The organism is Ruminococcus sp. AF17-22AC, assembly GCF_003460065.1.
Classification (GTDB): Bacteria; Bacillota; Clostridia; order Lachnospirales; family Lachnospiraceae; genus Blautia_A.
In genome coordinates, this window is record NZ_QRXT01000007.1 from 68,178 (window position 1) to 89,298 (window position 21,121).

Below are 21,121 nucleotides of genomic sequence, written 5' to 3' on the forward strand. Positions count from 1 at the left end.
ATGGAAGTATCGGTGGTCATACCGAATTTTAATGGAATTGCGTTTCTGGACAGCGTGCTTGCAAGTCTGGAAGGGCAGACACTGAACAATTTTGAAGTTATACTGGTAGATAATGGATCTACAGACGGAAGCTGTTCTTTCGTGACAGCCAACTATCCGTGGGTACATCTGATCGAACTGTCGGAGAATTTCGGCTTCTGTGGAGCAGTCAATGCAGGGATACGTGCGGCAAAAGCACCGTATGTGCTGCTTTTAAATAATGATACAGAAGTAAAAGAGGATTTTGTAGAGGAAATGCTTGCTGCAATCAGACGGCATAAGAATGCATTCTCATGTGGTGCACGGATGGTGCAGTACCATGATCGCGACAAACTGGATGATGTCGGCAATTATTACTGTGCACTGGGATGGTCTTTTGCCCGCGGCAGAGGGAAAGATATCCATGCATATGAGACAGAAGACAGGATTTTTTCCGCATGTGCCGGTGCAGCAATCTACCGCAAAAAAATTCTTGAGAAGATAGGTTACTTTGATGAGGAGCATTTTGCATATCTGGAGGATACGGATATCGGCTATCGTGCAAGAATTTACGGTTACGAAAACTGGTATGCGCCGAAAGCAATTGTTTATCATGTCGGCAGTGGAACAAGTGGTTCACGCTATAATCAGTTTAAGACAAGATATTCATCCAGAAACAATATTTATCTGATCTATAAGAACATGCCACTTTTACAGATCATCTTAAATCTTCCGTTTCTTGTGGCCGGGTTTCTTGTGAAATTCCTGTTTTTCGCGGTAAAAGGAATGGGAAAAGAATATGCGGCAGGCATCAAAAACGGATTTTCAATCAGCATGAAAAATAAAAAAGTTCCGTTTCGCATGAAACATCTGCCAAATTACTGCAAGATTCAGCTGGAACTGTGGATTAATATCGTACGCAGATTTCGGGCATAATGCTGATATTACAGGACTTTATGGAATTTTAATACAATATACAGAAGATATTGTTGATTTTAGAGAGTAACTAGTATAAGATAAACGTGGCTGTCCGGGAAAATTTTTCGGACAGAAATGTGAAAAACAAAGAATTGGATTGAGGTGGGAGAGTGTGATTCAGGACAATCAGAAGAACTTCACCCGGCTGCAGATGTTGATTGATGCAATCGTCATTGCGGTATGTTATGTACTTGCGTGGATGATTCGTTTCATCGGTCCTTTTGCTTATTCCGCAGTCCGTGCACTTGCTTTTGAACAGTATATGTTTGCCCTGGTATTTATCATTCCGGGCTATTTATTGCTGTATCAGGCTTTCACTCTGTATGAGCCATTGCATATGCAGGGACGTAGGCTTGTTCTTGCAAATATCATCAAGGCAAATGTACTTGGACTTCTGTTAGTCGTATTTAGTCTTTATATGATGGGTGAGTCGGACTTCTCCAGACTGACCGTTTATATTTTCTGCGTGATCAATATTTTCGCAGAATGGATTGTACGTCTGTTCATTTTTTCGATACTGCGCAATATGCGACGTAAAGGACTGAACCAGAAACAGATGATACTGGTGGGGTACAGCCGCGCGGCTGAAGAATATATCGACAGGATACAGCAGAATCCGCAATGGGGATATGTTGTAAGAGGTATTCTGGATGACAATGTTCCGGCAGGAACAATCTATAATGGAATCAAAGTCATCGGCCGTATTGCGAATCTGTCAGTGATCTTACCGGCGAATCGTCTGGATGAGATTGCAATCACGCTTGGACTGAGTGAATATTATCGTCTGGAAGAAATCGTTGCAATGTGTGAGAAATCAGGCGTTCATACGAAGTTTATTCCGGATTACAATAAAATTATTCCGACAAAACCATATACTGAAGATATTCTGGGGCTTCCGGTAATCAATATCCGTTATGTTCCGCTGAGTAATACCTTTAATTCTATGGTGAAACGTGCAATGGATATCGTAGGCTCGATCATGGCAATCATCGTTTCGTCACCGGTTATGCTTGTGATGTGCATTCTGATCAAACTGACTTCTCCGGGACCTCTGATATACAGGCAGGAGCGGGTAGGACTTCATAATAAAACTTTCTGGATGTATAAGTTCCGCTCCATGGAAGTACAGCCGGAAGCCGAAGAAAAGAAGGCGTGGACAGTCAAAAACGATCCGCGTGTAACAGGAATAGGTAAATTTATGCGCCGGACAAGTATAGATGAGCTTCCTCAGCTTTTTAACATTCTGCGGGGCGATATGAGTCTGGTGGGACCACGTCCCGAGAGGCCTTTCTTTGTCGAAAAATTCCGGGAAGAGATTCCAAGATACATGGTCAAACATCAGGTCCGCCCGGGACTGACCGGATGGGCGCAGGTGAATGGCTACCGTGGTGATACATCAATCAAAAAACGAATCGACTGTGACCTTTACTATATAGAGAACTGGTCGATCGGTTTTGATATAAAGATACTGTTTCTTACAATCTTTAAAGGATTTGTAAACAAAAACGCATACTAAAAAGTAAGGGGAGAAAAGATGGCAAGACCAAAAAAGAGATCCAAAACCAAAAAGATACTTTTTGCAGTAGAAATCATAGTGCTTCTTGTGTTTATCGGAGGTCTGTATGTATATGGACAGCTTATGTCCCGAATGGACAAGACAAATACACAGAAACTTGATACTGAGAAGATTCAGGTCAATGAAGAAGTACAGGACGCAATTAATTCCGAAGATTCACATCTGACCGGTTATACGACCTATGCTTTGTTCGGAATTGATTCCCGAAGTGCAAATATGAAGTTTTCCGGTAACCAGAACAGCGATACCATGATTATTGCGAGTGTCAACAATGATACAAAAGAGGTAAGGCTTGTATCTATTTACCGTGATACACTTCTGAACCTTGGTGATGATACCTATTCCAAAGCAAATGCAGCATATGCATATGGTGGTCCGGAACAGGCAATCACCATGCTGAATACCAACCTCGACCTGAATATTACAGATTATGCAACTGTTAAATTCGATGCACTTGCAACGATCATTGATGATCTGGGCGGTTTGGATATGGATATGTCCTATGCAGAGATCGTGCATATGAACAACTACTGTGTAGAGACAGCCGAAGATACAGGACTCAGCTACACACCAATCGAACTTCCGGAAAAGCCGGAAGATCAGGAAAAGATTCAGTACCACTATCATCTGAACGGTGTACAGGCAACATCTTATTGCCGTATCCGTTACACAGCAAGTCTTGATATGGGACGTACAGAACGTCAGCGTAAAGTTATTCAGATGATCGTTTATAAAGCAAAACATGCCGGATTGAGTAAAATCTTTAATATTATGGACGATGTCTTCCCGATGGTAACAACATCTCTGGGCAAAGAGGATATCCTTCAGCTTCTTCCGACACTGATCGGTTACAGTATAGATGAGACGGCCGGTTTCCCGTCATCCTATAAGTTCTCAAATGTAAAGGGAAGTATTATCGTACCGACAGACCTTGTATCAAACGTACAGGAACTGCACAAATTCCTCTATGGAGATGCAAACTATACACCATCTGCAACAGTAACTGCCAACAGTGAAAAGATTCTTGAGATCGTCGGTGGTGCAGGTAATCTGGATGATGTACAGAAAAACATCGGTGAAGAGAACACAGAAAATGATAGCGTTATATTCGAAAACGACGGTTCCGGATGGACAGACACAAGCGGCAGTGGCGAGCAGTACGATCCTGACAACAGTGGAGATAATACCGGTGGGGATAATAATTATGTGCCGGATGATACTACCGGCGGCGATACGACTGGTGGAGATACTACTGGCGGTGATTATGTGCCGGATGACACAACCGGAGGAGATACGTCCGGAGGAGATACGTCCGGAGGAGATACGTCCGGAGGAGATATGTCTGGAGGAGATACGTCCGGAGGAGATACGTCTGGAGGAGATATGTCCGGAGGAGATACGTCCGGTGGTGATATCGGCGGCGGAGAAGATGTCGGCGGTGGTGACATTGATGCCGGTGGAGATGCAAGTGATGCTGTAGAAGCTTATGATCAGAGTGCATCTGCCGGAGCGGATGCTGCATAAGTGCAGTAACATATAACAATATAAGATAAAGATCAGAAGGGAATTTCTTGTTGAAGAAGTTCCCTTCTTCTGTTACCATACATCCATAAGGATATAATAAATATCAGGTATGTGAAATGCCGATAAGGAGATACTATGGAAAACAAAACAGTGGATGTGATCATTCCGGCCTATCATCCGGGAAAGGAATTTGCCACACTTATCAAAAGACTGGAAAAACAGTCTGTTCCGATCCACAGGATCATTGTAATGAATACAGAGGAATCCATGTGGAATAAAGAATGGGAAAAATTATCTGATGTAATGGAAATTCATCATCTTGCAAAATCGGAGTTTGACCATGGTGGTACGAGAGCGCAGGCAGCGGAACTTTCAGATGCGGATGTGATGATATTTATGACACAGGATGCCATGCCGGCGGACCGGGAGCTGCTTGCAGAGCTTCTGAAAGCACTTGAGCAGGACGAAAATATTGCAGCAGCTTATGCAAGACAGCTTCCGAATGCGGAGTGCAGCTTTGTGGAGCGGTATACAAGAGCATTTAATTATTCGGACAGATCCGTAGTTAAGACAAAAAAAGATATGGACCAATACGGAATTAAAACTTTTTTCTGTTCCAACGTCTGTGCCGCATACAAAAAAGATATTTATCAGAAACAGGGGGGCTTTGTACGCCGTACTATTTTTAATGAGGATATGATCTATGCGGGAGGACTGATCCAGGCTGGATATGGAATTGCCTATGCAGCAGAAGCAAAAGTAATACATTCTCATAATTATAATTGTATGCAGCAGTTCCACAGGAATTTTGATCTCGGTGTGTCACAGGCGGAGCATCCTGAAATATTCGAAGGAGTACCGTCCGAAGGGGAAGGCATGCGCCTTGTTAAAAAAACACTTTCCCATCTCGTTCGGTCAGGAAAAATATGGTTGATACCGGGCTTTGTTATGCAGTGCGCAGGTAAGTATGCAGGATATCTGGCAGGAAAAAACTTCCGTAGACTGCCGAAAAAATTTGTTTTGTGGTGTACGATGAGTCCGAATTACTGGAAATGAGCGGAAACACGCTTTTTTAAAGGAGTTGTCACACTTTCAACACAATTGACTGATACACTGTTTTCATGATAAGAAATAAGAAGAAAACAGAAAGGAGCACAGCATGAACGACGAAGAAAAATGGAATTCGGGAAATGCTCCGCAGAATGATAGAGATACTGAACGGTTCGGGGAACCGCCGAGATATGAACATTACAATATGCATCAGATATATGTGAATGAAACAGGGCATGAACCGGAGAGAAAGAAACGTAAAAAGAAAAGCAGAGGTAAGAAACTGGCTTCAACAATTTCCCTTGCGGTAGTTTTTGGACTGGTTGCAGGAGTTGTGTTTCAGGGCGTGAGTTTTTTAGCAGACCGCTATGTGTTTACAACGACAGATGAGACAGAACCACAGATAGAGACAGCAGGGCTTGCCGTGAGTGCATCATCAGATGATGCAGCTCCAGATAGTGCAGATGCTTCCAAAGACAGCACTGCTGATGCGGAACAGAGTACTCAGGCTCAGACAGGAAGCGTTTCCGATGTGGCGAAAGCAGCAATGCCGACCGTTGTTGCAATTACATCTGTCAGTATACAGGAGATTCCGAATTATTTCCGTGCATTTGGATTTGGATATGGAAGTACACAGCAGTATTCCAGCGAAGGCAGTGGTTCTGGTATCATTGTAGGCGAAAATGATGATGAACTTCTGATTGCAACAAATAATCACGTTGTAGACGGTGCGACGACACTCAGTGTATGTTTTGCCGGAAGTGATGTAGTCAATGCAGAGGCAGAGACTGTGGACATGTCCTCAGAGAGTGATGGCGATGTCAATGTGGAGGATGCTGTCAGTGCGAAGATAAAAGGTACAGATGAAAAAAATGATCTGGCGGTAGTTGCCGTACAGAAATCAGACATTCCGGAGGATACATTATCACAGATCAAGATTGCGCAGCTTGGGGATTCTGATTCAGTGGAAGTCGGAGAACAGGTTGTTGCGATCGGTAACGCACTTGGATATGGACAGTCTGTAACATCCGGATGGATCAGTGCTTTAAACAGAAGTATTTCGACAAGTGACGGTACGACAAGTGATGGACTGATCCAGACAGATACAGCGATCAACCCGGGCAACAGTGGAGGTGCACTTCTTAATATGCAGGGAGAAGTGATTGGTATCAATTCTGCGAAGTATGCCGACAGTGCGGTGGAAGGTATGGGTTATGCGATTCCAATCTCTAAAGCACAGCCGATACTGGAAGACCTTATGAACCGTCAGACAAGGGATAAAGTAGAGGATGATTCAAAGGCAGCATATCTTGGAATTACTTCTGCAGATCTTTCAATGGAAGCAATCCAGATGTATGATATGCCTGAAGGTGCCTTTGTGATCCGTGTCGATAAAGATTCTGCAGCAGACGAGGCTGGTATTCAGAAGGGCGATATTATTGTAAGCTTTGACGGACAGACAGTAAGTGGCAGAGAAGATCTGGAAAATAAACTGGCTTATTATGAAGCCGGTGAATCAGTGGATGTTATTGTTTCCAGAGCGGATAACGGAGAATATGTACAGAAAACAATTTACGTGACACTTGGAAACCGTTCAGATTACACAGGCTGATCGAATTTATAAAAACTTTAGTTTACAGTGTGATAGGTTATGTTATAATGAACGCATAGGCAAATGGGCCGGGACAGGAGCCATTAGCCTGTGCGTTTTGCATATGAGAGCAGTTGCGAAGCGCCGTAAATGAAAGGAGTTTATATGACAGATAAATACAATGATGAAATCATAGAGGAAGAAAATCAGGATACAGACGATCAGACCGATGATTATGAACCGGAGAAGTTCTGTACCCTCTGTCACCGTTCCGAGCGTCAGGCAGGAAAGATGATCGATCTTCCGAATAATATACATATATGTCCGGACTGTATGCAGAGAAGTTTCGACAGCATGAATACACAGATGCAGAGTGGTAATTTTAATTATGGTGATCTGTTTAACATGCCGAATATCAGTATGATCGATCTGAGCAGCTTCCAGAACCAGATGGGACAGCAGCCAAAACCAAAGAAGAAAAAAAGTGAAAAGAAAGCTCCGGTCCTCGATCTGAAAAAAATTCCTGCACCACACAAGATCAAGGCAACACTTGATGAATATGTGATAGGACAGGAGCATGCGAAAAAGGTTATGTCTGTTGCCGTTTATAATCATTATAAACGTGTTGCGACCGATACAATGGATGAGATCGCAATCGAGAAATCCAATATGCTGATGATCGGACCGACCGGATGTGGCAAGACTTATCTGGTTAAGACGCTGGCGAAACTGCTGGATGTACCGCTTGCGATTGCAGATGCGACATCCCTTACAGAGGCAGGCTATATCGGTGATGATATTGAGAGCGTTGTTTCGAAGCTCCTTGCGGCTGCAGATAATGACGTCGAGAAGGCCGAGCATGGAATTATTTTTATTGATGAAATCGATAAGATCGCGAAGAAGAAAAATACGAATCAGAGAGATGTCAGCGGTGAGGCGGTCCAGCAGGGGATGCTGAAACTCCTTGAAGGCAGTGATGTCGAGGTGCCGATTGGGGCCAACAGCAAAAATGCAATGGTTCCGCTGACTACAGTGAATACAAGAAATATTTTGTTTATCTGTGGAGGTGCTTTTCCGGATCTTGAGAATATCATCAAAGAGCGTCTGAACAAACAGGCATCAATAGGATTTTACGCAGATCTGAAAGATAAATACGATGATGATCCGAATCTTCTTGAGAAGGTTACTGTGGACGATCTTCGAAATTTTGGTATGATTCCGGAATTTATCGGACGACTTCCGATTATATTTACAATGAATGGTCTTACGGAAGATATGATGGTGCAGATTCTGCGCGAGCCGCGAAATGCGATCCTTAAACAGTATCAGAAGCTTCTGGCACTGGACGAAGTCAAGCTGGAATTTGAGGAGGATGCACTTCGCGCAATCGCTGCAAAAGCAATGGAGAAACACACCGGAGCCAGAGCGCTTCGCGCAATTCTTGAGGAATATATGCTGGATATCATGTATGAGATTCCGAAGGATGACAATATAGGTGAGGTAGTAATTACCAGAGGTTATATTGAGGGAAACGGCGGACCGAAGATTCTGCTTCGCGGACAGGAAGTACCGCTTCTCGAAAGTGGAAAGTAATTTTGCAACATAGATTTCACATGGATCAAGAAAGAGAGGAAATGTATTATGGCAAAGGATTTTTTGGGTAATCTTGGACAGGCACTTTCAAAAACTGCAAAAGAATTAAGCGGACGTGCAGAGGATGCTTATGAGACACAGCGTCTTAAAAATAAGATTTCCGCAGAAGAACGTCAGATTGATAAGATCATGGCAGATCTGGGCAAAATCGTGTACCGGCATTACAAAGAAGAAGTACCTGTGGACGATGCACAGAAAGCACTCTGTGAGCAGATTGATCAGCGTATGGAACAGATTGAACAGTTACGTACAGATATCAACGATCTGAAAATCAGGAGCAGACGAATCTGTCCATCCTGTGGTAAAGAAGTTGAGAAGAATGCTGCATTCTGCAAATTCTGTGGTGCGGCATGTCCGACACAGGAAGATGAAGAGGATGCCGGTGATGTGATCGAGGGCACTGCTGAGGAGGTAGAGGAAGAAAAAAAGTCGGAAGAAGCCGCAGAAGAAGTAGCAGAGACAGAGGAAGACACAGAAGCAGCAGATACTGCAGAGGTTACCGAAGAACCGACAGCAGACGAAGCTGGAGAGGAAATTACAGAAGCTGAAGCGGAAGAAAAAGCGAAAGAAGCTACAGAAGAAGCAACGACAGAAGAATAAACAGAGCAGACAGCAGGGCAGCATAAACTGCACAGATAGAAACGGACAGATGGGAAAGGTTCTCATCTGTCCGTTTCTATCCATAAGATATTTTGTTTTCAGGTAATTGCTAGAATCAATTACAGTGTATAAACAATGATTCCGGCAATGATGATCAGATTGCCGATAAATTTACCCCGGGTGATTTTTTCTTTCAGGATTACCTTTGAGAGCAGCAGGACAAATACATAGGCGGCGGTATCAATGACCGGACCGTAGCGCATATCGACTTTTGTGTAACACCAGGTATTCAGAAGGAGAATACCGAAAAAAAGAAAATACGCTAAAATGACACGCCAGTTCAGGTATTCCCGAAGGGGATTACTGTATTGGATGTTTGCACTCTGCTTTAAAAGAATCTGGGAGATCGCAGAGAAAAAAGTTCCTCCCAGCATGATAAAAAGAAATGTTCTATTCATAACGCTGCACCGTCCATACTCCAAATAATACGATCAGGATTCCGAGAATATTCTGTGGAGAAAGCTGCTCGTGAAAGATGATCACTGCCCAGATCTGCGACCACAGAAGGTAAACGCTTTTGTTGGCATAGGCAGTCGACAGGGAAAATTTCTTGATGACCTGCTGCCAGGCAATTGCATAAATGCCGCAGTTGGCGATCATAAGAAAAAGAAATACATAGAGAAGCGGTGCATGCAGCCCGTTTCGGTTATACTGGATGGATGCAAGCTTCGAAAAAACGCTTGTCAGTGAAAACAGCAGGATGTTTAAATGAAGCTGTAGATAATTACGGAAATTTTTCATGGTTCCTCCGAAAAATATAAATGGTTTTCTGACATTGTACAACAAATACCATGGATTTAAAATAGGAATCGACAGGAATTTTTTGATTGCTTTACAAGACATATCGAAAATGATATGATAAAAAAGAATGCTAAATTAGAAAGAACGAGGGAAACATATGAGTTTGTATTCCGTTGTGGTTCCTGTGTACAATTCAGAACATACACTTGAGGAACTTTACCGCCGGCTGGAAAAGGTTTTCCGGGAGGTCATAAAAGAAGATTTTGAGCTGATTCTTGTTGATGACGGATCGAAAGACCGTTCTTTCGAAGTAATGAGAGAGCTTCGAAACAAAGATCAGAGAGTCAGAATTATACAGATGGCAAGAAACTTCGGCCAGCATCCTGCACTCCTGTGCGGCTTTGCGCATGTCCGTGGAGATTTTGTTGTAACAATGGACGATGATCTGCAGCATCAGCCAGAGGAACTGCCGAAGATGGTTAATGTGATGAGAGAACGTGATGATGTGGACGCGATCATTGCAAGTTATGAAGGCAGAAAGCATGGATTTATTCGCAGACTCGGCACGAAGTTTTCTGTGTGGGCGACATCCAAAATGCTTGGTAAGGATCCGAATCTTCAGATCACCAGTTATCGCCTGATTCGTCGTTTCCTTGTAGATGCGATGGTAAAGACGAATACATACCTGCCACAGATCGGTAACCTTCTGGTTCTGACATCGAACCGTATCATCAACGTGCCGGTACAGCATGCCGCCAGAGCTTACGGAAAGAGCGGCTACTCCTTCAAGAGACTTCTGAAGGATCTGATCTATGATATTACCGCACACACTGCATTTCCGCTTCTTATGGTTCGAAATATCGGAATCGTAAGTTTTCTGGTGAGTATGGTGATGGCAGTTTACTTCCTGATCCGATATTTTGCTTTTGGAATTTCGGTAGAAGGCTGGACCTCCTTAATGCTGGTAATGCTCGCTTTTTTTGGACTGATTTTGTTGTCGATCGGAATTATGGGAATTTATCTGATGAATATTTTAAATGAGGCGAAAAAGATGCCTCACTACGTGATTCGTCGGGAGGACACAGACTGATGAAAAAAGAAATCGGCGGTTATTTTGAGCTGGAGGAAATGGCGGGAGAAGAGTATTATCCGGATCTGTATAAAGTAAATCTCGGAAGAACTGCATTGTTGTGGCTTCTTGAGTCGCATCAGTATAAGAAGATATATCTTCCGGTATTTCTTTGCCAGTCAGTCATTGATATCTGCAGAGATCATGATATTGAAGTGGAATTCTACCATCTTGATGCGGATTTAAACATTCTTCTGGAAGAAAGGGAACTTCCGGCAGAGGAATGCCTCTATCTGGTCAGTTATTATGGTCAGCTTACAGACGAAAAAATCCTGTACTGTCAGAAAGTTTATGGCAATGTGATCGTGGATCATACACATGCATTTTTTCAGAAACCGCTTAAGGGAGTGGATACCCTGTATTCCTGCCGGAAATTCTGGGGCGTCAGTGATGGGGCATATGTATCAACGGATATTGCTTTATCCGGGGAGAAGCCGGAGGACAGATCCGGTGGACGTATGAGTCACATTCTGGGGCGTTACGAAGAAAATGCAGGAAAATATTATCAGGCAATGCTTGACAATGCAGCTGGTTATGAGGGCATGGAGATCCGAAAGATGTCAAGGTTGACGAGTAACCTTCTGAAAGCCATTGATTATGAGAAAGGCAAAAAGCAGAGAGAAGCGAATTATGCGCTGCTGGCAGAACTGCTTCCGTCAGATTCTGTATTTAACCGTGTGATTCCGGAAGGTCCATTTGCATATCCGTATTATCATAAGAATGGGATGGCGCTTCGCAGATGGCTGGCGGGACACAAAATTTTTGTGCCGACATACTGGAAAAACATATTTGAGCAGTGCAGTGAAGATTCACTGGAATACCAGTGGACAGCAGAGATACTTCCTCTGCCGTGCGATCAGCGCTACGGTGAAGAGGAAATGAGATATATAGCAGCAAGGATCAGAGAATGGGAGGCATCCGCAGAATGAACCACAGATTATTGATTCTGGGAACGCTTGGAGAATTTGTACAGCTTGTACAGAAAGCAAAACAAAGAGGATATTATACGATTGTCTGTGATGGCTATCCGGATGGAGAAGCGAGGGCATATGCTGATGCATCGTATGTTTTGCCAGTAACAGATACAGATGCGATTGCGGAGCTCTGTAAGAAAGAAAGGGTCGATGGAATCATTACTTCATTTTCTGACCTTTTGATGGAATGCATGGTCAAAATCGCGGCGAAGGCAGATCTTCCGTGTTATCTGAAACCAGAGCAGATTCCGTGGTACCGCGACAAATCCGTGTGCCGTCAGACACTCTCGAAGCTTGGGCTTCCGACACCGGGCTATGTGAAAATACAGGTAAGTCTGTCCTGCGAACCGGATAAAATAAAACAGCTGGTTCACTCCCTTTCTTATCCGCTGATCAGTAAGCCGATGGACAAATATGGATCAAGAGGAATCTATATTATCCACGATGAAAGTGAACTGGCAGAGCAGGTTATACGTACCGCAGAATTTACAGATCTGGACGAGGTATTGGTAGAAGAATACAACGATGGATTTGAGTTTAATATGATGACCTGGGTTTCTGATGGCAAAGTGAATGTGATCAGTATTGCGGACAGAGAGAAGACGCAGCCGGAGGCAGACATGCTTCCGATCAGTACGCGAAATGTCTATCCATCCCGCCTTCTTTCTCATGTGTATGAGCCGGCAAAGGACTTGTTACAGTCTTACATTGCACATACCGGACAGATGGACGGACCTCTTTCTATGCAGTTTTTCTGGAAGCCGGGTAAAGGTATTCAGGTCTGCGAGATCGCAGCAAGATTTTTTGGATATGAACATGAACTGACCGATATGGTCTATGGCTTTAATATAGAAGAACTCCTGCTGGCTGGTGTATATCAGAAGGAAAAAATATCAGAGATGTTTGCCGGACATGATGTTTTTCATCCGCTGCATCATGGGGCGGTTGTATATTTTCATGGAAAACTTCGCAAGATTGCTGATCAGACAAAGGCATATGAGCTTGCCGGAAACGAAGCTGTGGTCAAACCGTGGATCTTTTATAAGACAGGTGAGACTGTGGTAGAATATGGACCAAATCCGTATCTGGCACTGTATTATATGGAAACAGAGAGCAGAGAAAAGCTGGATGAGGTTACCGAATATTTCTTTGACAAGATGAGCATGACTGATCCGGACGGGCAGGAGATCGCATATCGAAACCAGATACCGGATTATTTTATAACAGAAGAGTAGAGGAGACAGATGATCGATTTTAACAGACCGGCACTTGTCGGAAAAGAATTAAATTATATTCAGGATGCTGTTGCACAGGGAATGCTCTGCGGTGATGGCAAATACACAAAGCTGTGTTCTGAATGGATGAAGAAACGTTTTGATGTCAATCAGGTATTTCTGACAACATCGTGCACGCATGCGTTGGAAATGGCGGCATTTTTAAGTGATATCCAGCCGGGAGACGAAGTGATCATGCCGTCTTATACCTTTGTTTCGACGGCGGATGCTTTTGTGCTCCGTGGTGCAAAAATCGTATTTGTGGATATCAGACCGGATACGATGAATATTGATGAGAATCTTATTGAACAGGCAATTACCGACAAAACCAGGGCAATTGTTCCGGTTCACTATGCCGGTGTTGCATGTGAGATGAATAAGATTATGGAAATTGCACAGAAATACAATCTGAAAGTTGTAGAAGATGCTGCGCAGGGTGTAGATGCCTATTATCATGGAAAAGCTCTGGGAACGATCGGTGATTTTGGATGTTACAGTTTCCACGAAACCAAAAACTTCACGATGGGTGAGGGCGGTGCACTTGTTTTCCAGAAAAATGAATATCAGGAAAAGGCAGAAGTCCTCAGGGAAAAGGGTACGGACAGAAGCAAGTTTTTTCGTGGTCAGGTAGACAAGTACCGTTGGATCGATTATGGTTCGTCCTATCTTCCAAGTGAGATGAATGCAGCATACCTGTATGCCCAGCTGGAAGAATGTGACAAGATCAACCGGAAACGTCATCAGGTTTATGACGGCTATCATGAGAGACTGGCAGATCTGGAGGCACAGGGCAAACTTGATCGTCCATTTGTACCGGATGGCTGTGCGCATAATGCCCATATGTATTATATTAAGGTAAAGGATTTGGCTACCCGTACCAGACTGATCGCATATCTTCGTGAAAACGGCATTGCACCGGCATTTCATTATGTTCCGCTCCACAGTTCTCCGGCAGGAGAAAAGTTCGGAAGATTCTGCGGGGAAGATGTATACACGACAAAAGAGAGTGAACGTCTTCTGAGACTTCCGATGTTTTATGATCTTTCTATGGAAAATGTGGATTATATTGCAGAAAAGATCCATCAGTTTGAATTTTGAGTGCAGTGGAGGAAAGGGTATTGAAACATAAAAAAATCAGTACAGAAACGGTAGTAGAAATTTTGTTTTTCCTGTTTCTTCTGGTATTTTATCTGATGTGGGCGAGGGTTCAGCCAAATGGCGCCGGACCGGATGAACCGATGCGTTATCAGATTGCATATTATATTTATGAGCATGGAAGTCTTCCGGTAGGGGATGATCCTGCAGTCCGAAATATCGTATGGGGAATTTCATATGCATTTTCTCCGATTCTGGACTATATGATCGCGGCAGTGTTTATGAAACTGGTAAGCTTCATAACAACAGTACCGTTTGCGCTTCTTATGGCGGCACGTTTTGTCAATATCCTTCTGGGACTTGGTACGGTATGGCTGGCCCTGGATATGGGAAAGCGCCTGTTTGACCGCAGAAAAGCATGGATTTTTGCAGCATTTGTCGGTCTGCTTCCAGGTTCGTTGTTTGTATTTACTTATGTCAACTGCGATGCACTGGCGGTATTTTCCACAGCAGTGATCGTTTATGCGTGGGTGCGTTATCTCACGGAAGGCTGGACATATAAGAACTGTATCATTCTGGCAATTGGTGTGGCAGTGTGTACGCTGTCTTATTATAATGCATATGGATTTATTTTATGCAGTATTTTTTTCTTTGGCATAACACTGTTTATGGAAGCAAAACAGAAAGGGAATTACGGAGATTTTGCAAAAAAAGGACTTCTGGTCTGCGTAATTGTTATGATTCTGGCGGCATGGTGGTTTGTCCGAAATGCTATCCTCTATGACGGGGATTTCCTTGGCATGAATGCTTCTTCTATTTGTGCCGAGAAGTATGCAAAACCGGCTTATAAACCATCTGAGAAACAGACACCACAGATGGCAGGTTATACCTTATGGGATATGCTGAATCAGGGATTCCCGAAATCCGAAGGATTTTCGTGGGTGGAACTTGTCAGTCAAAGTTTTGTGGGAAGATTCGGAAATATGAATGTGTTCATGCCGAAGTGGCTGATCAACAATTATATGGACTTTATTAAAGCAGGATTTCTGCTGATCTTCCTGCATCCGGTTAAGACATTTACACTTCGCGTAAAGAAGCAGTGGAGCGTGAAGGGGATGTTCAACTGGTTCATGTTGATCGCAATGATCATCCCGAATATTTTGAATGCGTACTATTCTTACGCATCTGACTACCAGCCGCAGGGACGTTACAGTTTGCCGATGCTGATCCCGATGACCTACTTTATGGTAATTGGATATGGAAACCTTTTTGACGTGACGGTTAAGAATGAAAAAGTACGAAAAGGTGTATATGCGGCCATCTGCGTGGCACTGATGGTGCTGGCGCTGTTTGTGTTCTTTGCTGTGATCTGGCCTGAGTACAGAGATGTGCCGTTCAGCATACGGGCATTTATAGCAGGAATGTGAGAGGAAGAGAGTGATAAAGGATTCCCGGTGTGGGGATATAATAAGAAAATCAGAAGGAAATTTCCGGCAGGTATCATCTGATACTGGCCCAAATCGGAACTTCTAAGATATCATGGTGTACAGAACTTTGCTAAAAGCGATACAGAAAATGCAGAACTCGCTGGCGCTCAGACAGCAGCATTTTCTGCATCAACGCAAAACCTGTACAACCAGATACCTTCACGAAGTTCCTCAAGCGAGCCGATACCAGATGATACCTGCCGGGAATTTTTCTGAGGTTTCCAGATATCCCACACCGGACTTTATACGGGATAGCGCGGAGCGTGAGCGGTGCCCACATGTAAAACTAAAGAAAAGCTCTGAATATAAAGATACCCGGTCCGGTAACCTCTGGAGGAATTTATGGTAACACTTAGGTTATTCGCAGGCTGTGTTATGGAACAAAAGCACATTGTCTGAGCGATAGCGAGTTATGTGCTTTTGGTTCATGGTTTTAACAGACTGAGAATAGCCATAGTGTTTCCAAATTCCGAAGCTGTTACCGGACCGGGTATCTGTTATATCAGAGCATATCCTTTATTTTACGCTTTTTGTTTTAAGATAAAAAAATAATGCAGGAGATGGGACTTGAACCCACACGATCTTGCGACCACAGGCACCTGAAGCCTGCGCGTCTGCCAATTCCGCCACTCCTGCATTTCATTATGAATCAGTCGCTCTCGTCGACTGCCTGTTTATAATAACGCAACAAAACCCAAATGTCAATAGAAAAAATAAAAAAAAATTAATTTTTTTAATAATACTTGCAAAAGCAACAATTTACCCAGCCAATCACCAGAACAAAGTTTTTTTGAACAACTTAATTATTTTTAGTACTTTAACCTGTTGAAAAACAAAAGCTCTTGTGATACAATCTTGAAGATTTAGGATAAAACAAGAGAAAGGGAGATTATATGAAAGCATTTCTGATATTAGAAGACGGCCATGTTTTTAAAGGAACAAGCATCGGTTCGACAAGAGAAGTCATCAGCGAAATCGTGTTTAACACATCCATGACCGGATATCTTGAAGTAATGACCGACCCGTCGTATGCAGGACAAGCTGTCTGCATGACCTACCCTCTGATTGGTAACTATGGTATTTGTTATGAGGACCAGGAATCCAGAAAACCATGGATTGATGGTTTTATCGTTCGTGAATTATCACGTGTCCCAAGCAATTTCAGAAGCGTGGACACAATTCAGCATTTTCTTGAAAAACATGATATTCCGGGTATTGCCGGTATTGATACCCGTGCTCTTACCAAAATTCTTCGTGAAAAAGGTACCATGAATGGTATGATCACTGTCAATGAAAATTATGATTTAGACGAAATAATCCCCCGCTTAAAAGCATATACAACAGGAAAAGTAGTTGAAAAAGTTACCTGCAAAGAAAAAGAAGTACTCAAAGGTAACGGACCAAAAGTGGCACTCATGGACTTTGGAGCAAAACGTAACATCGCCCGTTCTTTGAATGAAAGAGGATGCCAGGTGACAATCTATCCGGCACTGACACCGGCAGAAGAGATCCTGAAAGATGCTCCGGACGGAATCATGCTGAGCAATGGTCCTGGAGATCCGAAAGAATGTACCACTATTATAGAAGAAATCCGTAAACTCTACGAATCCGATGTACCGATTTTTGCAATCTGCCTCGGACATCAGCTCATGGCACTTGCAACAGGCGGTGACACACACAAGATGAAATACGGACACCGCGGCGGCAACCATCCGGTAAAAGACCTTGAGACAGGACGTGTTTACATTTCTTCACAGAACCACGGCTATGTGGTAGATGCAGAAGCACTTGAGAAAAAAGGCATTGCCAAACCTGCATTTATCAACGTAAATGATGGTACAAACGAAGGAATGGCTTACGAAGGGAAGAACATCTTTACCGTTCAGTTCCATCCGGAAGCATGCCCCGGACCGCAGGATTCCAGCTACCTGTTTGACAGATTTATGAAAATGATGGGAGGAACAGATCATGCCGAGAAATAAAGATATACATAAAGTTCTTGTAATTGGATCCGGTCCGATTATCATCGGTCAGGCAGCAGAGTTTGACTACGCAGGTACACAGGCATGCCGTTCTCTGAAAGAAGAAGGCATGGAGGTAGTTCTCCTGAACTCCAACCCTGCGACGATCATGACAGATAAGGATATTGCAGATAAAGTTTACATCGAGCCACTGACAGTAGAAGTTGTAGAGCAGCTCATCCTGAAAGAACAGCCGGACAGCGTACTTCCGACACTTGGTGGACAGGCAGGCCTGAACCTTGCTATGGAACTGGAAGAAAAAGGCTTCCTCAAAGAACACAACGTACGCCTGATCGGTACTACTGCAGAAACAATCAAGAAAGCAGAAGACCGTCAGGAATTTAAAGATACCATGGAAAAGATCGGTGAGCCGGTTGCGGCATCCAAAGTCGTAACAACCGTAGAAGACGGCGTGGCATTCACCAGAACCATAGGATATCCGGTCGTTCTTCGTCCTGCTTACACACTTGGCGGAAGTGGCGGCGGTATCGCCAACAATGAATTCGAACTCAGAGAAATCCTTGAAAACGGTCTCCGTCTTTCACGAGTAGGAGAAGTTCTGGTAGAACGCTGCATCGCAGGATGGAAAGAAATCGAATACGAAGTTATGCGTGACAGCGCAGGCAACTGTATCACAGTCTGCAACATGGAAAATATTGACCCGGTTGGTGTACATACCGGTGACTCCATCGTAGTTGCTCCGTCCCAGACACTGGGAGACAAAGAATACCAGATGCTTCGTACTTCCGCGCTGAATATTATCACAGAGCTTGGAATCACAGGCGGATGTAACGTACAGTACGCTCTTCATCCGGAGAGTTTTGAATACTGTGTTATCGAGGTAAACCCGCGTGTAAGTCGTTCTTCCGCACTGGCAAGTAAAGCTACAGGTTATCCGATTGCCAAAGTTGCTGCAAAGATTGCTCTGGGCTATACACTGGATGAGATTCCGAACGCTATTACAGGAAAAACATATGCAAGTTTCGAGCCGATGCTTGACTACTGTGTAGTTAAGATCCCGAGACTTCCGTTTGATAAATTTATTACTGCAAAGAGAACTCTGACAACTCAGATGAAAGCAACCGGTGAAGTTATGAGTATCTGCCACAACTTCGAAGGTGCTCTCATGAAAGCCATCCGTTCTCTGGAACAGCATGTAGACAGTCTTATGTCCTATGACTTTACAGGTCTTGATGAGGATGAGTTGATCGAAGAACTGGCAGTTGTAGATGACCGTCGTATCTGGAAGATAGCAGAAGCAATCCGAAGAGATATCTCCAAAGAATACATCCACAGAATTACAAAGATCGACCGCTGGTTTATCGACAAGATTGCAATCCTTGTAGAGATGGAACAGGCGCTTAAGACTCAGCCGCTTACAGAAGAACTTCTTCTGGAAGCAAAACGTATGGAATTTCCGGATTACGTGATCGCAAACCTCTGCGGAAGAACAGAAGCCGATATCAAGGCACTCCGTCAGGTATACAAGATCACAGCCGCTTACAAGATGGTAGATACCTGTGCAGCAGAGTTTGCTGCCGCAACACCATATTATTATTCTGTATATGGTGGACCGGATACAGAAAATGAAGCAGTAGCTGCTCATGATAAAAAGAAAGTCCTGGTTCTTGGTTCCGGTCCGATCCGTATCGGACAGGGTATCGAATTTGACTTCTGCTCTGTACATTGTACATGGGCATTCAAAAAAGAGGGCTACGAAACAATTATCGTAAACAACAACCCGGAAACTGTCAGCACCGATTTTGATATTGCAGATAAACTGTATTTCGAACCACTGACACCGGAAGATGTAGAAAACATTGTAAATATTGAGAAACCAGACGGAGCAGTCGTACAGTTTGGTGGACAGACCGCAATCAAACTTACCGAAGCACTTATGAAAATGGGTGTAAAAATCCTCGGAACATCTGCAGAAGACGTAGATGCAGCCGAAGACCGTGAACTGTTCGATGAGATTCTGGAACAGTGCCAGATCCCGAGACCGAAGGGACATACTGTCTTTACTGCCGAAGAAGCAAAAAAAGCAGCCAATGAGCTTGGCTATCCGGTACTTGTACGTCCTTCCTACGTTCTTGGCGGACAGGGCATGCGTATTGCAGTCAGTGATGAAGATGTAGAAGAATACATCGGAATCATCAATCAGATTGCGCAGGAACACCCGATCCTTGTAGATAAATATCTGATGGGTAAAGAAATCGAGGTCGATGCCGTATGTGATGGCGATGACATCTTGATTCCTGGTATCATGGAGCATATCGAACGTGCAGGTATCCATTCCGGAGACAGTATCTCCGTATATCCGGCACAGACGATCAGCCAGAAAGCAAAAGACACGATTGCAGAGTACACACGCCGTCTGGCAAAAGCACTCCACGTAATCGGTATGATCAATATTCAGTTCATCGTATGCGGTGAAGAAGTATATGTTATCGAAGTAAACCCACGTTCCAGCCGTACCGTACCGTACATCAGTAAGGTAACTGGAATTCCGATCGTGCCGCTGGCAACAAAGGTCATTCTCGGATACAAACTGAAAGACATGGGATATGAGCCGGGACTTCAGCCGGAAGCAAAACATATCGCGATCAAAATGCCAGTATTTTCCTTCGAGAAGATCCGTGGTGCAGACATCAGCCTCGGACCTGAAATGAAGTCTACAGGTGAGTGCCTTGGTATCGCAGAGAACTTTAATGAAGCTCTGTACAAAGCCTTCATCGGTGCCGGAATCAAACTTCCGAAGTACAAAAATATGATCATCACTGTCAAAGATGAGGATCAGCAGGAAGTTGTTCCGATCGCAAGACGTTTTGAAGCGCTCGGATATCGTATCTACGCAACAAGAGGAACGGCAAGAGTTCTCAAAGAAAATGGAATCAAGGCGATTCGTACCAATAAACTGGAACAGCCGGCACCAAACCTTATGGATCTCATCCTCGGACATAAGATCGACGTTGTTATTGATACACCGCCGCAGGGTGTGGAACATCAGAAAGATGGTTTCGTGATCCGCCGAAATGCAATTGAGACAGGTGTCAATGTTCTTACCAGTCTGGATACAGCAGAAGCACTTGTAACCAGCCTTGAGAACACAGACCTTCACAACCTGACACTGATCGATATTGCAACGATCGCAGACAGATAAAAAATAAAAAGAATTTTATGACCGGAGAGACGAACATGTTTCTCCGGTTTTTACTTTAGAAGAAATTACAGATATTACAGCAAATAGCTAAACAAAAGTTAAACTTTATATGAAAACCTGCGGAGAGGTTTACGAAGCATGTAAACTGTAATATACTGATAATGTATGAATTGTAGAAGTGCAGTGC

The 21,121-nt window shown here is 43.7% G+C and carries 16 protein-coding genes and 1 tRNA gene; 14 read left to right on the forward strand and 3 right to left on the reverse strand.

Going from position 1 to position 21,121, the window contains the following annotated elements; genetic code table 11:
* From DWW86_RS11180 to DWW86_RS11210, 7 genes are all read left to right on the forward strand, one after another.
* Window positions 1-954, forward strand: coding sequence for a glycosyltransferase family 2 protein (locus DWW86_RS11180; RefSeq protein ID WP_072522991.1), 954 nt, complete (start codon window positions 1-3; stop codon window positions 952-954).
* Window positions 955-1,108: 154 nt separating this feature from the next.
* Window positions 1,109-2,512: an undecaprenyl-phosphate glucose phosphotransferase gene (locus DWW86_RS11185; protein ID WP_072522992.1), complete on the forward strand. Its 1,404-nt coding sequence runs from the start codon at window positions 1,109-1,111 to the stop codon at window positions 2,510-2,512.
* 18 nt (window positions 2,513-2,530) lie between these two features.
* Window positions 2,531-4,096, forward strand: a complete 1,566-nt coding sequence (locus DWW86_RS11190; protein ID WP_072522993.1) for an LCP family glycopolymer transferase — start codon at window positions 2,531-2,533, stop codon at window positions 4,094-4,096.
* A gap of 135 nt (window positions 4,097-4,231) precedes the next feature.
* Complete coding sequence (locus DWW86_RS11195) at window positions 4,232-5,152, forward strand: glycosyltransferase family 2 protein (RefSeq protein WP_117943151.1); 921 nt, start codon at window positions 4,232-4,234, stop codon at window positions 5,150-5,152.
* Window positions 5,153-5,255: 103 nt separating this feature from the next.
* A complete protein-coding gene (locus tag DWW86_RS11200; RefSeq protein WP_117943153.1) occupies window positions 5,256-6,758 on the forward strand; it encodes a S1C family serine protease in 1,503 nt (500 codons plus the stop codon).
* Window positions 6,759-6,902: 144 nt separating this feature from the next.
* On the forward strand, window positions 6,903-8,330 hold the full coding sequence (clpX, locus tag DWW86_RS11205; RefSeq protein WP_072522996.1) for an ATP-dependent Clp protease ATP-binding subunit ClpX: 1,428 nt from the start codon (window positions 6,903-6,905) through the stop codon (window positions 8,328-8,330).
* Window positions 8,331-8,378: 48 nt separating this feature from the next.
* A complete protein-coding gene (locus tag DWW86_RS11210) occupies window positions 8,379-8,990 on the forward strand; it encodes a zinc ribbon domain-containing protein (RefSeq protein WP_117943155.1) in 612 nt (203 codons plus the stop codon).
* Window positions 8,991-9,109: 119 nt separating this feature from the next.
* On the opposite strand, the gene DWW86_RS11215 is transcribed toward DWW86_RS11210, so the two are convergent.
* Window positions 9,110-9,448, reverse strand: a complete 339-nt coding sequence (locus tag DWW86_RS11215) for an EamA family transporter (protein WP_072522998.1) — start codon at window positions 9,446-9,448, stop codon at window positions 9,110-9,112.
* Window positions 9,441-9,791: a DMT family transporter gene (locus tag DWW86_RS11220; protein ID WP_072522999.1), complete on the reverse strand. Its 351-nt coding sequence runs from the start codon at window positions 9,789-9,791 to the stop codon at window positions 9,441-9,443. The genes DWW86_RS11215 and DWW86_RS11220 overlap by 8 nt, the downstream gene beginning before the upstream one ends.
* Before the next feature lie 157 nt (window positions 9,792-9,948).
* On the opposite strand from DWW86_RS11220, the gene DWW86_RS11225 reads away from it, so the two are divergent.
* The 5 genes from DWW86_RS11225 to DWW86_RS11245 are packed head-to-tail and all read left to right on the forward strand — an operon-like array spanning window position 9,949 to window position 15,690.
* Window positions 9,949-10,881 carry a glycosyltransferase family 2 protein gene (locus DWW86_RS11225; protein ID WP_072523000.1) on the forward strand — a complete coding sequence of 311 codons (933 nt, stop codon included), beginning with the start codon at window positions 9,949-9,951 and terminating at the stop codon, window positions 10,879-10,881.
* Window positions 10,881-11,849 carry a hypothetical protein gene (locus DWW86_RS11230; RefSeq protein WP_117943157.1) on the forward strand — a complete coding sequence of 323 codons (969 nt, stop codon included), beginning with the start codon at window positions 10,881-10,883 and terminating at the stop codon, window positions 11,847-11,849. The genes DWW86_RS11225 and DWW86_RS11230 overlap by 1 nt, the downstream gene beginning before the upstream one ends.
* Complete coding sequence (locus DWW86_RS11235; RefSeq protein ID WP_117943159.1) at window positions 11,846-13,129, forward strand: ATP-grasp domain-containing protein; 1,284 nt, start codon at window positions 11,846-11,848, stop codon at window positions 13,127-13,129. Before DWW86_RS11230 ends, DWW86_RS11235 begins: the two co-directional genes overlap by 4 nt.
* 9 nt (window positions 13,130-13,138) lie before the next feature.
* A complete protein-coding gene (rffA, locus tag DWW86_RS11240; RefSeq protein WP_117943161.1) occupies window positions 13,139-14,266 on the forward strand; it encodes a dTDP-4-amino-4,6-dideoxygalactose transaminase in 1,128 nt (375 codons plus the stop codon).
* Between the two features lie 20 nt (window positions 14,267-14,286).
* On the forward strand, window positions 14,287-15,690 hold the full coding sequence (locus DWW86_RS11245) for an ArnT family glycosyltransferase (RefSeq protein WP_117943163.1): 1,404 nt from the start codon (window positions 14,287-14,289) through the stop codon (window positions 15,688-15,690).
* Window positions 15,691-16,302: 612 nt separating this feature from the next.
* Here DWW86_RS11245 and DWW86_RS11250 read toward each other — a convergent pair.
* Window positions 16,303-16,386: transfer RNA gene (locus tag DWW86_RS11250), tRNA-Leu, on the reverse strand.
* A 257-nt stretch (window positions 16,387-16,643) separates the two neighbouring features.
* Between DWW86_RS11250 and DWW86_RS11255 the strand changes: the two genes are divergently transcribed.
* Together DWW86_RS11255 and carB are read left to right on the forward strand one after the other, a co-directional pair.
* Window positions 16,644-17,732, forward strand: a complete 1,089-nt coding sequence (locus DWW86_RS11255) for a carbamoyl phosphate synthase small subunit (protein ID WP_015543347.1) — start codon at window positions 16,644-16,646, stop codon at window positions 17,730-17,732.
* Entirely contained in the window at window positions 17,719-20,934 is a 3,216-nt protein-coding gene (gene carB, locus DWW86_RS11260) for a carbamoyl-phosphate synthase large subunit (RefSeq protein ID WP_072523005.1), read from the forward strand. Before DWW86_RS11255 ends, carB begins: the two co-directional genes overlap by 14 nt.
* The last annotated feature ends 187 nt before the right edge of the window (window positions 20,935-21,121 follow it).